The 19,877-nt window shown below is 65.2% G+C and carries 16 protein-coding genes; 11 read left to right on the top strand and 5 right to left on the bottom strand.

The features are described from left to right. Nucleotides 1-133: 133 nt before the first annotated feature. Genes C7I36_RS09720 through C7I36_RS09710 form a run of 3 tightly spaced genes read left to right on the top strand, consistent with a single transcriptional unit; the run spans nucleotide 134 to nucleotide 2,439 of the window. Nucleotides 134-1,132, top strand: a complete 999-nt coding sequence (locus C7I36_RS09720; protein ID WP_106453521.1) for a glutathione S-transferase family protein — start codon at nucleotides 134-136, stop codon at nucleotides 1,130-1,132. Beyond that, nucleotides 1,129-1,974 carry a pirin family protein gene (locus tag C7I36_RS09715; RefSeq protein WP_106453520.1) on the top strand — a complete coding sequence of 282 codons (846 nt, stop codon included), beginning with the start codon at nucleotides 1,129-1,131 and terminating at the stop codon, nucleotides 1,972-1,974. The genes C7I36_RS09720 and C7I36_RS09715 overlap by 4 nt, the downstream gene beginning before the upstream one ends. A gap of 54 nt (nucleotides 1,975-2,028) precedes the next feature. Next, nucleotides 2,029-2,439 (top strand): CoA-binding protein, encoded by a 411-nt coding sequence (locus C7I36_RS09710; protein ID WP_245880087.1) that lies wholly within the window; start codon nucleotides 2,029-2,031, stop codon nucleotides 2,437-2,439. Nucleotides 2,440-2,577: 138 nt separating this feature from the next. Here the strand turns inward: C7I36_RS09710 and C7I36_RS09705 are convergent, their stop codons facing one another. The 5 genes from C7I36_RS09705 to C7I36_RS09685 form a co-directional block, all read right to left on the bottom strand. Beyond that, nucleotides 2,578-3,582 (bottom strand): ArsA family ATPase, encoded by a 1,005-nt coding sequence (locus C7I36_RS09705; protein ID WP_106453518.1) that lies wholly within the window; start codon nucleotides 3,580-3,582, stop codon nucleotides 2,578-2,580. A gap of 295 nt (nucleotides 3,583-3,877) precedes the next feature. Next, a complete protein-coding gene (locus tag C7I36_RS09700) occupies nucleotides 3,878-4,150 on the bottom strand; it encodes a cory-CC-star protein (protein WP_106453517.1) in 273 nt (90 codons plus the stop codon). After that, a complete protein-coding gene (locus tag C7I36_RS09695) occupies nucleotides 4,147-5,820 on the bottom strand; it encodes a carbon starvation CstA family protein (RefSeq protein ID WP_106453516.1) in 1,674 nt (557 codons plus the stop codon). Before C7I36_RS09695 ends, C7I36_RS09700 begins: the two co-directional genes overlap by 4 nt. 281 nt (nucleotides 5,821-6,101) lie before the next feature. Continuing rightward, nucleotides 6,102-7,943, bottom strand: a complete 1,842-nt coding sequence (locus C7I36_RS09690; RefSeq protein WP_106453515.1) for a putative bifunctional diguanylate cyclase/phosphodiesterase — start codon at nucleotides 7,941-7,943, stop codon at nucleotides 6,102-6,104. A gap of 156 nt (nucleotides 7,944-8,099) precedes the next feature. Further along, nucleotides 8,100-8,345 carry a DUF2960 family protein gene (locus C7I36_RS09685; RefSeq protein ID WP_106453514.1) on the bottom strand — a complete coding sequence of 82 codons (246 nt, stop codon included), beginning with the start codon at nucleotides 8,343-8,345 and terminating at the stop codon, nucleotides 8,100-8,102. A gap of 107 nt (nucleotides 8,346-8,452) precedes the next feature. On the opposite strand from C7I36_RS09685, the gene C7I36_RS09680 reads away from it, so the two are divergent. The 8 genes from C7I36_RS09680 to C7I36_RS09645 all read left to right on the top strand — a co-directional run bounded on the left by C7I36_RS09680 (nucleotide 8,453) and on the right by C7I36_RS09645 (nucleotide 19,766). Further along, the gene (locus tag C7I36_RS09680) at nucleotides 8,453-10,408 is read left to right on the top strand and encodes a sensor histidine kinase (RefSeq protein ID WP_106453513.1); all 1,956 of its coding nucleotides are present in this window, start codon (nucleotides 8,453-8,455) and stop codon (nucleotides 10,406-10,408) included. Beyond that, the gene (locus C7I36_RS09675; RefSeq protein ID WP_106453512.1) at nucleotides 10,405-11,760 is read left to right on the top strand and encodes a sigma-54-dependent transcriptional regulator; all 1,356 of its coding nucleotides are present in this window, start codon (nucleotides 10,405-10,407) and stop codon (nucleotides 11,758-11,760) included. The genes C7I36_RS09680 and C7I36_RS09675 overlap by 4 nt, the downstream gene beginning before the upstream one ends. 89 nt (nucleotides 11,761-11,849) lie before the next feature. Further along, entirely contained in the window at nucleotides 11,850-12,275 is a 426-nt protein-coding gene (locus C7I36_RS09670) for an OsmC family protein (protein WP_106453511.1), read from the top strand. Between the two features lie 402 nt (nucleotides 12,276-12,677). After that, nucleotides 12,678-14,885 (top strand): TRAP transporter permease, encoded by a 2,208-nt coding sequence (locus tag C7I36_RS09665; RefSeq protein WP_106453510.1) that lies wholly within the window; start codon nucleotides 12,678-12,680, stop codon nucleotides 14,883-14,885. A 10-nt stretch (nucleotides 14,886-14,895) separates the two neighbouring features. Then, nucleotides 14,896-15,345 (top strand): universal stress protein, encoded by a 450-nt coding sequence (locus tag C7I36_RS09660; RefSeq protein ID WP_106453509.1) that lies wholly within the window; start codon nucleotides 14,896-14,898, stop codon nucleotides 15,343-15,345. Nucleotides 15,346-15,407: 62 nt separating this feature from the next. After that, complete coding sequence (locus C7I36_RS09655; RefSeq protein WP_245880086.1) at nucleotides 15,408-16,409, top strand: TAXI family TRAP transporter solute-binding subunit; 1,002 nt, start codon at nucleotides 15,408-15,410, stop codon at nucleotides 16,407-16,409. Nucleotides 16,410-16,567: 158 nt separating this feature from the next. After that, nucleotides 16,568-18,427: an ATP-binding protein gene (locus C7I36_RS09650; RefSeq protein ID WP_106453508.1), complete on the top strand. Its 1,860-nt coding sequence runs from the start codon at nucleotides 16,568-16,570 to the stop codon at nucleotides 18,425-18,427. A gap of 1 nt (nucleotide 18,428) precedes the next feature. Further along, nucleotides 18,429-19,766, top strand: a complete 1,338-nt coding sequence (locus C7I36_RS09645; RefSeq protein WP_106453507.1) for a sigma-54-dependent transcriptional regulator — start codon at nucleotides 18,429-18,431, stop codon at nucleotides 19,764-19,766. The last annotated feature ends 111 nt before the right edge of the window (nucleotides 19,767-19,877 follow it).

Raw genomic sequence — 19,877 nt, 5'->3', positions numbered from 1 at the left:
CGCCGGCGCGGCCTGCCAGAGGCGGCAGGCCGCATATTCAAATTTCCTGAACAACTGGCTCTAATATCCCCGCTGGCGATACCCGCCCAGTGCGCCACAATGGCCCTGTTATCCCCATTACAGGAGTCAGCACATGGGCAAGCTGGTAGAAGGCGTCTGGCACGACGTCTGGTACGACACCAAGGCCACCCGCGGCCGTTTCGAGCGCAGCGAGAGTCAGTTTCGCCACTGGATTACCCCGACCGGCGAAGCCGGCCCCAGTGGCCAGGCGGGCTTTCGCGCCGAGGCGGGCCGTTATCACCTCTATGTATCCCTGGCCTGTCCCTGGGCCCACCGCACCCTGATCCTGCGCCGCCTGAAGGGGCTGGAGGAGAGGATCTCGGTGTCGGTGGTGCACCCGGTAATGCGGGAACACGGCTGGACCTTCGCCACCGATTTCGAGGGCGCCACCGGCGACGATCTTTATGGCCTCGACTTCCTGTATCAGCTCTATCTCAAGGCAGACGCCCGTTACTCCGGCCGGGTCACGGTGCCGGTGCTGTGGGACAAGCAGCGGCAGACCATCGTCAGCAACGAATCCGCCGACATCATCCGCATGCTGAACGGCGCCTTCGACGGCCTCGGCGCCAAACCCGGCGACTACTACCCGCCAGCGCTGCGCCAGGATATCGACGAGCTCAATACCTGGGTCTACGACCAGATTAACAACGGCGTCTACAAGGCCGGTTTCGCCACCGGCCAGGATGCCTACGACGAGGCGGTCACAACCCTGTTCGAGGGGCTGGAACGGCTTGAGCGGCGGCTGTCCGACCGGCGTTACCTGCTGGGCGATCGGCTGACCGAGGCGGACATCCGGCTGTGGACCACCCTGGTCCGCTTCGACGCCGTCTATCACACCCATTTCAAGTGCGATCGGCGTAAAATTGCCGAATATCCGACGCTCTACGGCTACCTGCGCGACCTGTACCAGACCGACGGCATCGCCGCCACCACCGATCTGCAACACATCCGCCACCACTATTTCCGCAGCCATCCGACCATCAACCCCCACGGCGTAGTATCGACAGGGCCGCAACAGGACTGGACCCGGCCCCACGACCGCGCCTCACTGAGCCAGGAGAACCAGGTATGAGCAGCAGAACACCGATCCAACACTATCCGGCCCAGGAAACCCGCGATGGTGCCGGCGTGCGCCTCAAGCGCGCCCTGGGCCAGGGACCCGACCAGCGGATGGATCCCTACCTGATGATGGACAACTTCTCCTCGATGGATGCCGCCGACTACATCGCCGGCTTTCCCGACCACCCGCACCGGGGTTTCGAGACCATCACCTACATGCTCGACGGCCACATGCTGCACCGGGATCATATGGGCAACGAGGGACACCTGGGCCCGGGCGACGTGCAGTGGATGACCGCCGGTCGGGGCGTTATCCACTCGGAGATGCCCAGGCAGGAAGCGGGCCGGATGCGCGGCTTCCAGATTTGGCTCAACCTGCCCGCCGCCCTCAAGATGCAGCCGGCCCGCTATCGGGACATCCCCGCGGCCAGTCTGCCCAGGGCGGCCCTGGACGCCGGCGGCGAACTCATCCTGCTGGCGGGCGAGCTGGAGCTGGCCGGACAACCGCTGTCGGGTCCCATCCACAGCCCCCATACCCAGCCGCTGATTGCCGATATCCGCCTGGCTCCCAACACCCAGCTGGCACTGCCCCTGGCCGCCGAACTCAGCGCCCTGGTGTACCCCTTCGAGGGGGAGGTGCGGCTAGCCGGCCAGACAATGGCGGCGGAGCACACCGTACTGCTGGGCGAAGGCGACGAGCTGATGCTGGAGGCGGGCGAACAGGGCGCCCGTGTACTGCTGCTGGCGGGCCGGCCGCTGGCGGAGCCGGTGGTGCAGTACGGTCCCTTCGTGATGAATTCGGTGGCCGAAATTGAGCAGGCGATAATGGATTATCGGGCGGGCAAGCTGGTATAAAGGGGCTTTTATTCCACTAGGTATGTACCCATGGACGCGCTTGAGCAAGATCGCTTGAAACGTATTCTATCCAACACCCGCAGCATCGCCCTGGTCGGCGCCTCCAACCGCCCGGATCGCGCCAGCTACCAGGTGATGGAGTACCTGCTGCAACAGGGCTACCGGGTGTTCCCGGTCAATCCCCAGCTGGCGGGCGCCATCATCCTCGGCCAGACCTGCGTGGCCGACCTGGAGGACCTGGACCAGCCGGTGCAACTGGTCAACGTGTTCCGCCGGGGCGAGTTCGCCGCCGATATCGCCCTCGACGCCATCGAACACGAAGCCCTGTGCCTTTGGCTACAGGAGGGGATCCGCAGCGGCCAGGCCGCTGAATCCGCCGCCGAGGCCGAGCTGGAATACGTGGAAGATCGTTGTATCAAGACAGTACACCAGCAATTGCTGGGCCAGGCCCGCCTCGATAACTGATCCCGATAATGCCGCCGCGACGGGATTGCGCACGCCCCATCGCCACGCCCCCATCTCCGGGGGCTGTGCCGCGCCATCCTTGCCGTGGAGGGCCTGATTGGCGGAACTCTGTCGCCGCCGGTAGGAGTCAACGGTGAGTTAAAGCCCGGCCCGCTCCAGGCGGGCCGCCATCTCGCCCAGCCCCGCCAGCCCCTGAATATCGGTGGGCTGCAGGAACAGCGGATAACGGGGCAAATCGGCGAACAGGCGCGCGATCTCCGCCAGGTGGGTCTGTTCCAACTCGCGCCGCCGGGCCAGGAAGTCGCCGTCCGCATCGTCCGGCAATATGCGGTTGACCACCAGCCCGGCCAGGGGCAGCTTTTCCGCCTTGAGCGCCGCCACCGCCCGCCCGGTTTCCAGTATCGGCAGCTTCTCCGGAGTCAGCACGAACAGCAGCGCGCTCTGCTCCACATCCGTCAGCACCCGGCGGGTACGCTGGAACAGCCGCTGGCGGGCCAGCAGGGTCTCGGTGATGGCCTTGCTCCTGTCGTCCAGGCCGGCGGTTTCGTGCTCGCGCGGATCGTCAAACGGGCTGTCGATATCCCGCCCCGCCTTCGGCGTCAGGTGCCCCAGCACCTCCCCCAGCTTTTCCGAGCGCTGGTTGCTGCGCAGCAAGCCCTGGGTCCAGGCGGCCATGGCCTCGGGCAGGCTGAGCAGGCGCAGGGTATGGCCGGTGGGGGCGGTATCGAACACGATGAGATCGTGGCTCTGCATGCCCTCTTCGATGACCCGGGCGATGCGCTCCAGCAGCGCCGCCTCCTGGGCGCCGGGGGACTGGCGGGTCAGCCGGATCTGGCGCTCCACCTCGCCGTACATCTCGGGCCGGGTAAAGCGCTTGAGCTGGGTCAGCACCTTGTGCAGGTGCTGCTCTACCTCCCGGTCCGGATCCAGCTCCAGGCCGTCCAGGTTGGGCGCCAGCCGGGTGATATTGTCGCCTATCTCCCGGCCGAAGGCGTCGGCCAGGCTGTGGGCCGGATCGGTGGATACCAGCAGGCAGCGCTTGCCCCTGCCGGCGGCCAGCAGCGCCAGGGCGGACGACACCGTGGTCTTGCCCACGCCGCCCTTGCCGCCCACCAGCAGCACTCTTTTATCGGTTAATGGCATAGTGTTCTCCGGGAAATCCAGGCTGTGTTGCACGCGACTTGGCTGTTATGTCCAAGCAGGCAACACCCATGGTATAGGGAGGACAATGGGAGCCGCTCCGCCGACCGTGACATGCCAGGGATGGCATGTCCGAGCCCCCAGGGGGCGAGCTTGCTCGCCGTGACGAGCTGTTTCGGTCTGACCGAGCATCCAGTGAATGCTCGCAGCAGGCCGAAACGGCGAGTATCACGTCCTATGGCGTGTCGGCGGAACGGCTCCCCTTGGCCGAAGACCTCGACGTCGGCAGCTTGCTCCCTCAGCAACAGCGAAAATGATCGAGCGGGGAATGTTCCATCCCCATCCGCTTATGCCAGTCGTGAAAACGCTCCAGCAGCAGGGGCTGGAGCTCCAGGGTGTAATAGGAGGCCGGGTTCGGCACTCCCATCATTTCCGAAAACACCAGCAGCATAAAGAGGTCGTCCTCCTCCCGCTTGGCCCGGGCGATGGCCGCCCGGTAGGGCGCATTGTAAACCTCTTCCGCGAACTGGCTGGCCCGGGCAACCCAGGCCAGCATCCGTTTTATCTTCACGCCTGGCCCCCGGCCTTGGCCGTGCGCAGCTTGCCCAGGGTGGAGGCGCACTCCAGCGCCACCAGAATGGCCGCCACCAGCACCACCAGATCCAGCCCGAACAGGAACCAGTTGCCCTGATCGTAAAAGCCCTTGAGCTGGATCAGCAGCGCCAGCACCGTCATCACCAGCACGAACACCAGCGGCAGCAGGGTGTAGTACACCGGCCGCCCGAGCCGGGCCAGCATCACGGTGATCACCAGCAGGGTCAGGCCGGCCAGCAGCTGGTTGGTGGTGCCGAACAGGGGCCAGATCAACAGGCCGCCGGAGCCGTCGCCACCGGCGCCGAACGCCAGGACCAGGCAGGATCCCACCGCCAGCAGGGTGGCGGGCGCCGCCTTCTGCATCCAGCCGATGTTATAAATGCTGCCCCATTCCTGGAAGATATAGCGCTGCAGGCGCAGGCCGGTGTCCATGGTGGTGCCGGCAAACAGCACCGCCATCACCGTGAGGATGGTCTGGGACAGCTCGATGTTGAAGCCCAGGCCATTGCTCAGGATATTGGCCCCGCCCTGCACGAAGGCGCCGACCCCGCCCTTGCCGAAGCCGTCGTACACCGCCTGCCAGTCGGCCAGGGTGGCGAAACCGGCGGTGGCGGCAATGATGGCGGCCAGTGCCAGGGAGCCCTCGCCGATGGCACCGAAGTAGCCCACAAAGCGCAGATCGGTTTCCTTGTCGAGCTGCTTGGAGGTGGTGCCGGACGACACCAGTCCATGGAAGCCGGAGATGGCGCCGCAGGCGATGGTCACGAACAGCAGCGGCAGCAGCGAGGGCGTGCCTTCCGGTACATCGCTGTTGAAGGCCGGGGCCACCACGTCCGGGGCGGAAATCAGCACGGCGCCGTACAGCAGGCCCAGGCCCACGAACAGCTGCAGGCCGTTGATGTAGTCCCGGGGCTGCAGCAGCATCCATACCGGCAGCAGCGAGGCGATGGCAGCATAGACAAACAGCAGGATGATCCACTGGGCCTTGTCGGTCAGGCCGAGGAAGACCTCGGGCAGCGCCAGGGGCATGGAAGGCCCGACCCAGATCAGGGCGTAAAGGGCGATTACCCCGACCACAGAGACGGTCAGCAGCCCCATCATCTTGCGGTAGATCAGCTGGCCGATGATCAGCGCCACCAGGATGGCGCCCCACACCGGTATCACCGAGGTCTGGAACTGGGTCAGCAGGCCGGCGATCACCACAGCAAACACGGCGTTGACCATCAGCAGCACCAGGAAGATGACGATCATGAAGATACTGCGGGCCCGGGCGCCGACCACGTCGCCGGTGAGCGCGCCCACCGACTTGGCCTTGTTGCGGTTACTAGCCCAAATGGCACCGGCATCGTGCACCCCGGCGAAGAAAATGGTGCCGAGCGTCACCCACAAAAAGGCCGGCACCCAGCCCCAGATCACCGCGATGGCGGGGCCGACGATGGGCGCCGCCCCGGCCACCGAGGTGAAGTGGTGGCCCCAGAGCACAAACTTGTTGGTGGGGACATAGTCCACCCCGTCCTCGAACTCATGGGCCGGTGTGCGAAAGTTGGGATCGAGCCGGAAAATCTTTTCGGCGATGAATTTCGAATACAAAAAGTAGCCGAGTGCCATCGCACCCAGCCCTACCACCATTAAAAATATGGCATTCATTGCACCACTCCCCTGTGAACGAAAGGGGCGCCCGGTCACCCCGGCACCCGGCTTCCGGTGGCGACCGGAATTCAGTTGGAACCTATAGCAAAGGAAAAATATCCATTAAAATCAAGAGATAATGGATTTAGCAGACAAAAATGAGAGCGCACTCGCAAAGCGGAACTCGTCATTTCATGGCTAGAAATGACAGCTTTTCATCACAAAAAGATGAATAAAAATAAAAAGGCCGTATGAAATTTCAATGACGAGCCAAAGCTACCGACGATTGCACTGCCGGCTCAGGCGGGCCGGGTATCCAGCCAGTTGCGCAGTTCGTCCAGCGCCATGGGCCTGGCGTAGCGAAAGCCCTGCAGGTAATCGCAGCCCTGCTGCTGCAGCCAGGCTTCCTGCTCCCGCTGTTCCACCCCCTCGGCGATCACCTGCAGGCCCAACCCCCGGGCCAGGCCGAGGATGGACAGGGTGATGGCACAGTCGTCGGCATCGTTGGGCAGCTCACGGGTGAAGGATCTGTCTATCTTGAGCCGGGAAAACGGCAGGCTCTTGAGCCGCAGCAGCGAGGAATAGCCGGTGCCGAAATCGTCGATGGACAGCTTGATACCCATACCCACCAGTTCCGACAGGGTGGCGCGCAGGGTGCTGGAATCGCCCTTGATCACGTCCTCGATCACCTCGAGTTCGAGCTGGCCGCCGTCGACCCGGTAACGCTGCAGCAGCGTCCATATCCGGTCCGCCAGCGCCGGATTCATGATCGAATCGGCCGACAGGTTGACCGCCACCGGCGGCAGCGCGCGCCCGGCCAGCCGCTCCTGCTCCATGTCCCGGCACACCCGCTCCAGGACCCGCTGATCGAGTTCGGCCATCAGCCCCGCCTCGTAGGCCAGGGGCAGGAATTCCGCCGGCGACATAAAGCCCAGGCTGTCGTGCTGCCAGCGCACCAGCGCCTCCAGGCCCACCACCTGCCGGCCGTCGCCGGCCATGATCGGCTGGTAGACCACAGTCAGCCGGTCCTGCTCTATCGCCGCCTGCAATTGTCCCTCCAGCAGGAAGCGGGCCTTGGCACCCGCCGACAGATCCTTGTTGAAGTACTGGGCCTGGCGGCGGCCGCTGGCCTTGGCCTGGTACATGGCCGCCTCGCTGTTGCGGATCAGGGTGGCGGTGTCGTCGCCGTCGTAGGGATAAAACGAAATGCCGATGCTGGCCGATACCTGGATTCTCTGCTCGCCGGCCATGATCGGATGGTTGATGGTATCGAGGATGGTGTCCACGGCTCCGTGCATGGTGCCCTGATCCTCGGGAAAGCGGTATACCAGGGCGAACTCATCGCCCCCGACCCGCGCCACCAGTTCCTTGCCGGGCAGCAGCATGCCGCGCAGCCGCGCCGCCACCTCGCTGACCACCTGGTTGCCGATGTGCATGCCCATGCCGTGGTTTATGCTGTTGAGCTTGTCGATGTCTATCCACAACAGGGCAAAGGGGTCTGCCTGCCGCCCGCGGGACTGTTCGATCAGGGTATTGACCCGGTTGCGCAGGGAGCGCTGGTTGAGCAGGCCGGTGAAATCGTCGTGGTGGGTAACATAGTCCAGTTCCTTGCGGCTGTTGAGCCAGGCCTCGTGGGTATTGAGCAGGCTGACGGTATCGGCCACGGCGGTGACAAAGGCGATCTCCGCCAGGCTCCAGTCCCGGGGCTGGCCGTGTTCCAGGCAAAAGGCGCCGCTGAAACGGTTGCCGTCGAAGATGGGGGCGTCCAGCATGGCGGCCACCTCGCCACCGCCATAACCCGGCTGCAGGAAGCTGCGGGTGCGCCGGTCGGCGCCCACCGAGCCCGCATCGACAATGGCCGCCGACTGCATGGCCTCGAAATATTCCGGGTGCTGTTGCCGGCTGATGCTGCAGGCGCCCTGCTCGACTCCCCGCCGGCGGCAATACAGCAGTTCCCGGCGCAGTTCGTCGGCGCTCAGGCCCACGGTCCAGACGCTGACCCTGTCCACGCCCAGCAGCTCGCTGCACAGGGACGCCAGGGAGGCCAGCTTTTCGGCCCGCCGGTAGTTGATGAAGGCCTGGCTGTGGATCAGCCCCGTGAGGGCGCCATGATAGGAGAAAAAGGTCTGAGTCGGGTCCACAGATAGTCCATTAACTGTATGAGACCCGTTTATAATGGCAAAGCCATATGAAACTGTCTATCGGCTTGGCAGCGTGCGCGACAATCCCCGCCCGCATCAATATCTGCTAATAAAGCATTGTTTTATATTGGCATTTTCATGTTGTTCGGCGCAACTTCAGTCGTCGCGGACAATGCTGATCTGGCTGAAGCCGAGCTTGCGGAAGTATTCCTCGCGAAACTCCTTCATGGTTTTGCGATCGTTGCGGCTGATATTGGCCAGCTGTGTTTCCAGCCGGCGGAATTCCCCCAAGTCCAGCCCTTCCGCCTCGGCGATGGCGTCATAGAGGCTGTGGTGGCGGTCGTTGGCGTAGCCGATTTCCCGGGACTGCTTGCGGTAGTGATAGCGAATGCGAAAGGCCATGTCGGCTCCGTCAGGCAAAAACGCCATTGTCGCCCCAATGCCGGGCCCGACTCAAGCGCCCGCGCCGGGCATTCCAATCGCCGGCCGCAAGGCGCATAATCCGCCCCATGAGCAAGGATTCTCTCCCCACCCCCTCCATCCCCCAGCGCGGCCCCCTGCTGCTGCTGTTATTGCTCGGCATGGCGCTGCTGGCCTTTGTGCTGGCCACCAAGGCCCGCGAGCTGGGCCTGGAGCAGACCCGGTTGCGCGCCGACGCCAACCTCAGTCGCTACATCATCAACCTGCAGCACCAGCTCGACCGGCACAAGGATCTGCCCCGGTTGCTGGCCAGCCAGCGCCAGTTGATCCGTCTGCTGCAATCGCCCCGGGATCCGGCGCTGGTCGAGGACGCCAACCGCTACCTGGCCTGGGTCAACCACACCATGGGCGCCACCGACAGCTACCTGATCGCCGCCAACGGCATCACCCTGGCGGCCAGCAACTGGGACCAGCCCAGGCCCTTCATCGGCAACGACTACAGCTTCAGGCCCTACTTCCAGCAGGCGATGGAGGGCGGCATAGGCCGCTATTTCGCCCTCGGCAACACCTCAAAGGTCAGGGGTTACTTCTTTTCCCACCCGGTGACCGTCAACGGCCAGATCATCGGCGTCACCGTGGTCAAGGTGGATTTGGAAGACATAGAGGAAGGCTGGAACGACCCCCTGCAGGACATACTGGTGATGGATGAGGACGGCGTCATCTTTATTTCCACCCGGCGCCACTGGCGTTTTCGCATCCTGTCGCACCGGCAGGGAGATCCGCGCCGGGCCGCCGCCCGCCGCCATTACGGCAACCACGCCCGGCCGGCGACGGCGGGCTCCCAGTCGGCCCCCATGCCCAGTGCCGCACCGAGCGGCGCCGATCTGGCCCGTATCCGCGCCAGCCAGCGCTACGGCGATGCTCCCCTGCTGCCGCTGGACGTCATCCGCCGCCAGGATACCCCCAGGGGTGACCTGCTGCTGACCCTGATCGACCAGACGCCCGGGACCGACGGCCTGGATCCGCAACAAACCGGTCATTACCTTCTGCTCAGCCGGCTGGTGCCCGAGGCGGGCATGCGGGTCGCCGTGCTGGCCAGCCTGCGACCGCTGGAAGCCGCCGTCTTCCGCACCCTGGCCATAGGGTTGACCCTCTACCTGGCCTGCGCCGGCCTGGTGCTGTTCCTGCTGGCCCGCCACCGGCTCAAAAAACGCTACGAAGCCGAGCTGCAGCAGGCCCACGAAAAGCTGGAACAGCGGGTACGCCAGCGCACCCGGGAGCTGACCGACACCAACCTGCGACTGCAGCAGGAGATAGAACAGCACCACCAGACCCAGAACCAGCTGATCCAGACCGCCAAGCTGGCGGTGCTGGGCCAGCTCTCCGCCGGCATCAACCACGAACTGAGCCAGCCGCTCACCGCCCTGCGCCACTTCGCCGACAACGGCCGCAAACTGCTGGAACGGGGCCGCCACGAGGCGGTGGCCACCAATTTGCAGGAAATCGGCGCCCTCGCCGGACGCATGGCCGCCATACTGCAGCCGCTCAAGGAATTCGCCCGCCAGGGCGGGGACAACCGCCGGCAGACGGATCTGCGCCGGCTGCGCCAGGGGGTCATGGTGATCATGGGCAGCCAACTGGAGCAACAGCATGCCCGCATCGACTGGCCCAAGGACATGGACGGCATCCGGGTCCAGGGCGACCTGGGCCGGCTGGAGCAGGTGCTGGTCAACCTGATCAGCAATGCCCTGCAGGCCATGGCCGGCCAGCCCGAGCCGCGGATAGACATCGGCCTCGGGGTTGGCGCCACCCGGGTGCAGCTCACCCTGCGCGATTACGGCCCCGGCCTGCCGGATGCGGTGCTCGAACACATTTTCGAGCCTTTCTATACCACCAAGTCCACCGGCCTCGGCCTCGGCCTGTCCATCTCCCACCGCATCGCCCAGAGCCTGGACGGCGAACTGGCCGCCCGCAATCACCCCGCCGGCGGCGCCCTTTTCACCCTGACCCTGAACCGGGCCGAACCTTCACCGGAGCCGACATGACCAGCCGCCCCATCCTACTGATTGACGACGACGCCCATATCCGCCTGTCCGCCGGCCAGACCCTGGAGCTGGAGGATTACCAGGTCACCGCCCTGGACCGGGCCGACAAGGCCCTGCCTCTGCTCGACCGCCGGTTCGCCGGCATCGTCATTACCGACATCAACATGCCGGGCATGACCGGGCTGGAACTGTTGCGGCAGGTGCGCCAGGTGGACGAGGAAATCCCGGTGATCCTGGTGACCGGGTTCGGCGACATCTCCATGGCGGTGGGCGCCATCCGCAACGGCGCCTACGACTTTATCGAAAAGCCCTTCTCCGCCGACCTGCTGCTGGACGTGGTCCACCGGGCCCTGGAAAAGCGCGCCCTGACCCTGGAAAACCGCCAGTTGCGCCAGGAACTGCAGGCCCAGAGCGCCCCCGGACCGCGCATTATCGGCAATACCCCGGCGGTCCAGCAGTTGCGCCGGCTGGTGCAGGCGGTGGCGGAAACCCCCGCCGACGTGCTGCTGATGGGCGAAACCGGCACCGGCAAGGATCTGCTGGCCCGCTATATCCACGAGCACAGCCCGCGCCGGGAGCGCAACTTTGTGGCCATCAACTGCGGCGGCATGCCCGAGAGCCTGATCGAGTCGGAACTGTTCGGCCACGAAAAGGGCGCCTTCACCGATGCCAAGGAAAAACGCATCGGCAAGTTCGAGCATGCCCACGGCGGCACCCTTTTTCTCGACGAAATCGAAAGCATGCCCATGAGCCTGCAGGTCAAGCTGCTGCGGGTACTGGAGGAAAGGGCAATAGAGCGGCTCGGCTCCAATACCCTGATCCCGCTGGATCTGCGCATCATCGCCGCCACCAAGGCGGACCTGCGCGCCCGGGCGGAGGCCGGGGAATTCCGGGAGGATCTTTATTACCGGCTCAATGTGGTGCGCATCGACATCCCGCCCCTGCGCGCCCGGGCCCAGGACATTCCCATGCTGTTCCAGCATTTCGCCCTGCTCGCCTCCACCCTCTACGAGCGGGAAATCCCGCCCCTCTCGGCGGAGCGCGTCCACCGCCTGATGAGCCACGACTGGCCGGGCAACGTGCGCGAGCTGCGCAACCTGGCGGAGCGCTATGTCTTGCTGGGCGAGGCCTGCACCTTCGATTTCGACGACAGGCCCATCCCCGAGCGGGAGCCCGCCGCGCCGGGACTGGCGGCGCGGGTCGACCAGTTCGAGAAAACCCTGATCCAGGCCGAACTGGCCCGCCACGGCGGCTCCATCAAGGACACCCTGGCAAGCCTCAAGCTGCCGCGCAAGACCCTGTACGACAAGATGAAAAAACACGGCCTGGACAAGAACGACTACAAAGGTTGATCCCGATCAGCCCGCCGGCGCCGAAGGCGGTTGCTTTTTGGCGGGGCCGGCCTGAATATAAGACAAATCTTAAATACAGGAGCATTGCCATGAGCGACAAGATTTACCGGGTCGAAACCGAAATGGGCAGCGGCTGGAAGGTCAGCGCCCAGGTGGGCAATCACCACCTGGTGCTGGACCAGCCCGGTGCCGGCGACGCCGGCCCCAATCCGCTGGACGCCTTTCTGTTCGCCCTCGGCGGCTGTGTCTCCACCATCGCCAAAATGGTGGCCCGGGAGCAGGGCATCACGCTCAGGGGGATCCGGGTCGAGGTGGAAGGCGTACTCAACCCGGCCGGCCTGGCCGGCAAGCCGAGCGAGGATCCGGTCGGCTTCAAGCAAATCACCCTCGCCGCCGACATCGACGCCGACCTCGACGACGAACAGAAACTCGCTTTCCTCAACCTGGTCTGTGCCCGCTGCCCGGTACACGACAACATCAGCCGCGCCAGCCTGATCCGCCAGCACAGTCGCTGAACGGCCGCCATGGGTGGATTTCCACCCATGGCTCCGCCCGTCCGGTTGCAACACCCCGCCACGGCGGGGTTTTTCCTTTGTTGTCAACGGCAAACCCCTGTGCCCTTGGCTATGCTGATGCCAGTGCGGGGGGATTTCCCCCCACCTCAACCGGCCAAAATGGCGGATTTCCACCCATTCTGGTCCATGTCCGGGCATGGGATATCCCCTCCTGTTGGCCCGGGGTTTCAGGAATGTAAGGAATCGCGGCCTTTTTGGAGCATGAATTCAAAGTTGGTCTCTTTTTTGCAAATAACCTGTTAAGCAAAACGCCAGTCTGATTACCGCAAGGTTGCCAAGTGGTAAACGGCAGGCAGGGAAAGCCAACCGGCCCCGGGCCGGATGCAGAAAAAGAGGTTCAAGATGTCAAACGAAGAACAGCAGCTCGACAGCCTCAGCCCCGAGGAGCGTAAAAAGCTCAAGGAGCTGATGGAAAAGGACGCCAAGACCGAGCGCAAGCTCACCGGGCCCTGGGCCTGGCTGGTGGCCGGCCTGGCCGCCGCCATGGTCGTCATCTACTTCTACGGGGCCGGGGTCGCCGCCCTCAGCACCGAATACCACCTGGGCGTCTATGTGCTGATCACCTTTATCCTGGTGTTCCTGCTCTATCCCGCCGGCAGCCGCACCGCCCACGGTGGCTTGTCGCTCATTTCGGCGGCCCTGCTGTCGGTGCTGGTCAGTTGCTTTTTCATCTACGACTCGCCCACCGCCTTTTACCAGCAGATCACCCTGTTCAAGGAAACCTGGGAATATGACGGCCTGGCCCTGGCGCTGGAACAGGACCTCGGCCAGCTGCACTACACCCTGTGGCTGACCCTGCCCTTCGCCGCCCTGCTGCTGCCGCTGGATCAGTGGCTGAGCCGGCGCAACCACAACAGCCCCACCGCCAGCGATGTGATACTGGCGCTGATGGTAGCCGGCACCGTCGTCTACTGGATCACCCAGTTCGAGGCGCTCAATTACCGGGCCGGGGCCGAGAACGAGGTGGACATGCTGGTCAGCATCGTCGGCCTGTTGCTGTCATTGGAGATCTGCCGCCGGGTGCTGGGCTGGTCCATCACCCTGATCGGGGTGGGCATGATCGCCTTCGCCCTGTTCGGCCCCTACCTGCCGGAGCTGTTCGCCCACCGGGGCTTCCGCTTCGAGCGCCTGGCCACCGCCCTGTTCCTGACCACCAACGGGGTATTCGGGGTCATGGCCAGCGTGCTGGCCACCTACGTCATCCTGTTCATCTTCTTCGGCGCCTTCCTGCAGAAATCCGGCGCCGGCAAGTTCTTTATCGAGCTGCCCCTGGCCCTGGCCGGCCGCTCCACCGGCGGCCCGGCCAAGGTGGCGGTGATCTCCTCCGCCCTGTTCGGTTCGGTGTCCGGCTCCGCCATCGCCAATACCGTGTCTTCCGGCGCCTTCACCATCCCCATGATGAAGCGGGCCGGCTTCAAGCCCCACGTGGCCGGCGCCATCGAGCCCGCCGCCTCCATCGGCGGCATGTTCCTGCCCCCCATCATGGGCGCGGGCGGCTTCCTGATGGCCGAACTCACCGGCACCCCCTACTCCACCATCATGCTGCTGTCCGTCGGGCCCGCGCTGCTCTATTTCCTGGCGGTGTACTGCATGGTGCACTTCGAGGCCAAAAAGCACGGCCTGGTCGGCATCCAGGGCGAGGAAATCCCGCACTGGAAGACGGTGTTCAAGGCCGGCTGGTACTACGCCCTGCCCCTGGTGATCATCACTGTGCTGCTGCTCACCGGCCGCTCCGCCGGCAACTCCGCCTTCTGGGCCACCCTGTCGTGCATCGCGGTAAGCTGGGTCAACAAGGACACCCGCATGGGGCCGAAGGAGATCTGGGACGCCATCCAGGTAGGCGCGCGCAATACCCTGATCGTGGGCGCCACCATTGGGGTTATCGGCGTGATTGTGGGCACCATTTCCCTGACCGGCATGGGCCTCAAGTTCTCGGATCTCATCATCTCCATGGCCGGCGACAGCCTGTTCCTGGCGCTGGTGCTGGTGGCCATCGCCTCCCTGGTGCTGGGCATGGGCGTGCCGGTGACCGCCGCCTACCTGATCGTCGCCGTGCTGGCGGTGCCGGCCCTGGGCGAGTTCGGGGTTTCGGCCATCGCCGCCCACATGATTGTCTACTGGCTGTCCCAGGACTCCAACATCACCCCGCCGGTGTGCGTGGCCGCCTACGCGGGTGCGGCCATCGCCGGCTCGGATCCCTGGAAAACCGGCTGGACCTCGTTCAAGTTCGCCAAGATGCTGTATGTGATGCCGCTGCTGTTCGCCTATGTGCCGGCCATGCTGCTCGACGGCACCACCCTGGAGATCATTACCGCCTTCGTCTCCGCCACCCTGGGCACCATCGCCTTCGGCGCCTTCTCCATGGGCTTCCTGCGCCGCCGGACCCGGCTCTACGAGTGGCTGCTGCTGGGCGTGGGCACCCTGCTGCTGTACTGGCCGACCTTCCTTTCCGACATCGGCGGCCTGGCCCTGGTCGGCCTGGTGTGGTGGCTGCAGCGCGAAGGTTCGGCCGCCCCCCTGAACAAGGTCAACCATTCCAATGCCAGCTGAGGACGACACCATGGCCGAGATCAAGCTCATCGTTTACGCCACCGATTTTTCCGAAGGGGCCGCCAGGGCGGCCGCCCTGGCCCATACCCTGGCCAGGGCCCACGGCGCCCGGCTGCACCTGCTGCACGTCATTACCGAACTGGGCGACAAGCACAGGCGCAGCATCCCCGCCAGCGTGATGGAGGCCTTTGTGCAGGAAGTGAAAAATCAGGCCATCAAGGACATGCACGACTTCGCCGGCCGCTTTTTCGCCGACCTGGCGGACAAACTGGACAGCGACGTCGTGATAGGCTCCGGCGCCGAGGAAATCCTGGCCCAGGCCGAGCGGCTGGGCGCCGATCTCATCCTGATGGGCACCCATGGCCGGCGCGGGGTGGAGAAGCTGCTGGTGGGTTCCACCACCGAGCGGGTGATCCGCAAGTCCGCCATCCCGGTGCTGACCGTACCCGAGCGCGGCTGACCGCCCGCTCATCCTTCTCGAGGGAAGACTGCGAGAAAAACCATAACAAAGAGGAAACTACCATGATGTTGAAGCAACGGTTCAAACCATCCAAGGCGCTGGCCTCCGTAACCCTGGTCGCGGTGGCGGCCTTCGGCCTGAGCGCCACCGCCCAGGCCCAGACCGAACGCCTGGCCTTTTCCGGTGGCCCCGACGGCGGCACCTTCCAGTATTTCTCCAACGGTATCTCCACCCGGCTGTCGCGCACCATGGAAGGGGTGGAGGTCTCCAACATGGCGTCCGCCGGCTCGGTGGAAAACCTGCGCCGGGTCAATTCCCGTGACGCCGACTTCGGCATCGTCTATTCCGGCGACATGTACCTGGGCCTGCAGGGCCAGTTGACCAACGACACCCGCAAGTACCGCAACGCCCAGGCCATTTCCTACCTCTATGGCGCCCCGGCCCACCTGATTGTGCTGGACGGCTCCGGCATTACCGACGTAGCCCAGCTCGAGGGCAAGAACGTGGCCGTGGGCCCGGCGGGTTCCGGTGCCGCCGCCTCCGCCCAGCGCTTCTTCGAAGGGGTGGGCCTGTGGGACAAGATCAATCCCCAGTACATCGGCTACAACCAGGGCGCCTCCGCCCTGGGCGATCGCCAGATCGACGCCCTCTGGGTGTTCGCCGGCTTCCCCAACGCCTCGGTGATCCAGGCCGCCTCCAGCAACAAGGTCCGCCTGCTGCAGGTGTATGAAGCCGCCGAGCAGGGCACCCTGTTCGACAACCACCCCTACTATGCCCAGGTCACCATTCCCGGCGGCACCTATCCGGGCGTGGACTATGACGTGGTCACAGTGCAGGATTCCGCCCTCTGGGTGGCCGGCCGCCACCTGTCCGAAGAGCAGGTCTACAACAGCCTGAAGGAAATCTACTCCGACGATGGCCTCAAGTTCATGTACTCCGTGTCCCAGGCCGCCGAAGCCATGACCATCGACTCCGGCATCATGGGCATAGTGACCCCGCTGCATGACGGCGCCAAGAAGTTCTGGACCGAGCAGGGCAAGACCCTGACCGAGGCCCAGCAATAAGGCCCGCCGCCGATGTCCACAACCCCGCGCCAAGCGGGGTTTTTTTATGCCGGCGTGAGCAAGCTCCCGCTTTGTCCACCCGGCGGTTGGTCCGACCAGAGCTCGGCGTTATAACCATTGTTTAACATCAAACGAGTACGGATCCAGGGACGAAACCAGTGCAGACATTCAGGCTGGGCATAGGCGGACGGCTGCTGCTGGCATTTTTGCTGCTGGCGGCCATCACCCTGCTGGCGGCAGGACTCTCCTGGCGCAGCAGCGGCGAGCTGGAGATCCGGCTGCAGCAGTTGCGGGAAACCAGCATAGGGGGACTCTACGCCGCCTCCCGCCTCAACGATCAGAGCCGGCAGGTGGTGGCCATGGTGCCCCTGCTGGTCAGTGCCGAGTCCGGCGCCGAGCGGGAACGGGCGCGCCGCCAGCTGGATCTGGCGCTCAACAGCATGGAAGACTGGATGCGCCACCTGCCCGACTACAACCGCTACGTCATCGAGATCACCGCCCAGATCCGCAACAGCGTCGAACTGCTGGACGCCACCGTGGTCCGCCGGGAACAGCTGGCCCGGGAAAGCCAGCAGCGGCGCCAGTTGATCTACCCGCTCTACCGCCAGCTCGCCGACCGCCTGCAGGCCCGCCAGGCCGCCGCCCCCGCACCGGCGCGGGCCGACCTGCTGCACACCATCGGCTACCTGGCCGCCCTGGCGGAAAAGGTGGCCAACGACGCCAGCTTCAACGAACTGGACGACACTTTTTTGCGGCTGGAACAGATGGCCGCCGGACTGGACGGGCTGGGCCGGGATCTGCCCGATGACGACGGCCGCGCCCTGGCCCTGCTGCGGGAACTGGTCTCCCGGGAAGGGCCCCTGTTCCGGCTGAAAAACGAGGAACTGGACCTGCGCTACCAGGAGCAGTTCCTGGTCGCCAACAGCCAGCGCCACGTGCGCCAGCTCGCCACCCAGATAGCCCACTACAGCGCCGCCGCCAACCGCCAGGTGGACGACGACATCGCCCGCTCGGCCCAGACCCTGGCCGGCACCCGCCAGGCCACCCTGCTGCTGTCCCTGCTCAGCCTGCTGCTGGTGGCCGGCATCTCCTGGCTCTATGTCAGCCGCAACGTGCTGGCGCGCATCGTCCGGCTGCAGCAGGACATGAGGGCCATCGCCAGCGGCCGGCTGGATACCCCGGTGAGCATCCGTGGCCGGGACGAGGTGGCCGACATGGCCCGGGACCTGCGCCACTTCCAGCAGACCGCCCAGGCGGCCGAACAGGCCCGCCGCCGCCTGGCCCGGGAAATCGAGGACCGGCTCGACGCCGAGCGCCAGCTGCGCCTGGCCCAGGAAGAGCTGATCCAGGCCGGCAAGCTCGCCGCCCTGGGCCAGCTCAGCGTGGCCATCACCCACGAAATCAACCAGCCGCTCAATGCCATGAGCACCCAGCTGCATTCGGTGGGCCGCTACCTGGCCCGCAACGAGCCGGACAAGGCCGGGCAGGGGCTGGTGCGGTTGCGCCAGTTGCTGGACAAGGCCGGCACCATTACCCGCCACCTGCGCAGTTTCGCCCGCAAGGCCGACAGCCGGCTGTCGCCGGTGGTCCTGGGGGCCGTGGTGGAGGCGGCGGTCGAACTGCTGCAGCCCAGGTGGCGCGGGGTCCGGCTGTGCATCGAAGGAGAGGCCGACCTCCGGGTACAGGCCGAGGCCATCCGCCTGGAGCAGGTGCTGGTCAACCTGCTCGGCAACGCCCTGGACGCCATGGAAGACACCGCCAGCCCGGCGCTGCACATCGAATGGCGCCGTCTCGGCCGGCGGGTGCAACTGACCCTTTCCGATAACGGCTGCGGCATTCCCCCCGAACGGCTGGAGCAGATTTTCGACCCCTACTACACCACCAAGGCGCCGGGCAAGGGCCTGGGGCTGGGGCTGGCCATCAGCTACAACATCATGCAGGACCTGGGCGGCCAGATCCGCCTGAGCTCCACCCCCGGCCGGGGCACCACCTTCAATCTTTGTTTCAACGGGGCATGACATGGACATACTGCTGATCGACGACGAAGCCATGGTCAGGGACAGCCTGACCGAAATGCTGGAACTCGAGGGATTCCGGGTCAGGGCCTTTGCCGACCCCCGCCGCGCCCTGGCCGAACTGCGCCCGGGCCAGGAAGCGGTGCTGCTCACCGACGTGCGCATGCCGGGGCTGGACGGCCTGGAGCTGCTGCAACGGGTACAGGCCAGGGACAGGGAGCTGCCGGTGATCCTGATGAGCGGCCACGGCGACATTCCCATGGCGATCCAGGCGATGAAGGAAGGCGCCTACGACTTCCTGGAAAAACCCCTGCAGCCCGAGGCCCTGCTGGAACGGCTGCACAGCGCCATGGACCGGCGGCGCCTGAGCCTGCAGCCGCAGTCGCTGCCCGAGGGCGAGGATCTCCTGGCCCGTACCCTGCTCGGCCAGTCGGCCCCCATGCAGCGGCTGCGGGAACAGATCCGGGTGCTGGCCGCCGCCCAGGTGGACACCCTGATCTACGGCGAGACCGGTACCGGCAAGGACGTGTCGGCCCGTGCCCTGCACGACGCCAGCCCGCGGCGGGACAAACGCTTCGTGGCCATCAACTGCGGAGCCATGCCCGAACACCTGCTGGAGAGCGAGCTGTTCGGCCATGAGGCCGGCGCCTTCACCGGCGCCCAGCGCCGCCACATCGGCAAAATTGAGGTGGCCCACGGCGGCACCCTGTTCCTGGACGAGATCGAGAGCATGCCCCTGGCGGCCCAGATCCGCCTGCTGCGGGTGCTGCAAGAGCGAACCATAGAGCGGGTCGGCGGCACCGACCCCATACCGGTGCGGATCACGGTGATCGCCGCCAGCAAGGCGGATCTGGCCGAACTCAGCGAGCAGGGCCGCTTTCGCGCCGACCTCTACTACCGGCTCAACGTGGCCTGCCTGCACCTGCCGCCGCTGCGCGAACGCAAGGAGGATCTGGCCGAGCTGTTCCGCTTCCACGCCCGGCAGGCGGCGGACAAATACCAGCGCCCCCTGCCCGATCTCCGGCCCAGCCAACTCGCCCGCCTGGAGCAACACGATTGGCCCGGCAACGTGCGCGAGCTGCGCAACGTGGCCGAGCGCTTCGTGCTGGGGGTGGCCGGCGAAGGGCTGAACCTGGACCAGCCCGAACCGACCGCCGACGGCGACGGCAACGCCGACTTCGAACAGCAGCTCGAAGGCTACGAGCGCCGGCTTATCATGGACAGCCTGCGCCGTCACCAGGGGCAGATCAACAAGGCCGCCGAGCACCTCAACCTGACCCGCAAGACCCTCTACCGCAAAATGAAGAAGTACCAGCTGGACAAATGGGACTACCGCGGCTGAGCCCCCCGGGCTTTGGGACAACCCTGTCCCAAAGCCCTCTTCGCCTATCATCACGATTTCATAACAGCATGAAATATAAAAAGAAAAAATCGTGGCATCGATTTTGCCATA

Origin of the sequence: Zobellella taiwanensis, assembly GCF_003012795.1 — a bacterium.
GTDB lineage: Bacteria > Pseudomonadota > Gammaproteobacteria > Enterobacterales > Aeromonadaceae > Oceanimonas > Oceanimonas taiwanensis.
This window is presented reverse-complemented; position numbering and strand designations above follow the sequence as displayed.